At 42.0% G+C, this 398-nt stretch carries 1 protein-coding gene; it reads left to right on the top strand.

The features are described 5' to 3' along the window. A partial coding sequence (locus NE664_15190; protein ID MCQ4727976.1) for a phage-shock protein occupies positions 1–225 on the top strand: 225 nt, incomplete at its 5' end. Between the last annotated feature and the right edge of the window lie 173 nt (positions 226–398).

The raw sequence follows: 398 nt of genomic DNA, 5'->3' as shown, positions 1-398 counted from the left end.
TTTTGCTACATAAGGAGGAGTGACATGGACAATAAAATCAAAACTTTGGATACCCTGAAAAATGAGATCTTCTTATTAAAGGAAAAACTGCGGATCGCGGAGGAGGCGTTATCTGCTGACCGGATCCCCTATGAGTTGGTGAAGAAGATCATGGAGGTTGGAGGATATAGTAACAAAATAAATGCTTTGCGCAAAGCGTATTTGATGGGTATTAGATTGGGATAGTCTTATTGGTCTTGTGCATGATTCAGACGGATCGGAGGAGGTCCGGGCAATTGCCGGAGCACTGGAAAGGAAGCTTGATATCCAGAAGATACGGATTGTAGCAGATGGAAAACTCAATTATAGACAAATGGAATTAGTGTTTTACGGGTTTTATATAGGTAGGAGTGTCCAGG

The organism is Anaerotignum faecicola, assembly GCA_024460105.1.
Lineage (GTDB): Bacteria > Bacillota > Clostridia > Lachnospirales > Anaerotignaceae > JANFXS01.
This window is presented reverse-complemented; position numbering and strand designations above follow the sequence as displayed.